The organism is Streptomyces sp. NEAU-YJ-81, assembly GCF_017592595.1.
GTDB classification, from domain to species: Bacteria; Actinomycetota; Actinomycetes; order Streptomycetales; family Streptomycetaceae; genus Streptomyces; species Streptomyces hygroscopicus_B.
Genome location: NZ_JAGFNO010000133.1, coordinates 1 through 612 on the forward strand (window position 1 = coordinate 1; position 612 = coordinate 612).

General features: G+C 71.9%; 1 pseudogene. It reads left to right on the forward strand.

What is annotated here, in order from left to right:
- Positions 1-612: pseudogene (locus J5X86_RS50255) on the forward strand (polyketide synthase); the annotation flags it as partial.

Genomic DNA, 612 nt, shown 5'->3' on the forward strand with positions numbered 1-612 from the left:
GTCGATGGGCGGTTCTGGGATGTGGTGGAGCGCGGGGATGTGGCCGCGTTGGCTGCGGAGTTGGCGGTGGATCCGGGGGTTTCGCTGGGTGAGGTGTTGCCGGCGTTGTCGTCGTGGCGGCGGCAGGAGTCGGTGCGTTCGGCGGTGGATGGTTGGCGTTACCGGGTGTCGTGGAGGCCGGTGACGGAGCGGTCGGCGGCCGGGGTTTTGGGTGGCTGCTGGGTCGTGGTCGTCCCGGTGGATGGGGCCGAGGGTGTGTGGGCCTCGGGTGTGGTGCGGTTGCTGGCCGGGCGTGGTGTGGATGTGCGGGTGGTCGAGTCGGCTGCGGTGGATCGCGCCGGGATGGCGGATGAGCTGCGTGCGGCCGTCGTAGGCGGTTCGGTGGCGGGGGTGTTCTCCCTGCTGGCGACGGTCGACGGTGAGACGGGTCTGTTGCGGACGGCTGCGTTGGTGCAGGCGTTGGGTGATGCGGGTGTGGGTGCGCCGTTGTGGGTGGCGACGCGGGGTGCGGTGTCGGTGGGGCGTTCGGATGGTGCGGTGAGCCCGGGTCAGGCCCTGGTGTGGGGTCTGGGCCGGGTGGCGGCGTTGGAGCTGCCCGAGCGGTGGGGCGGT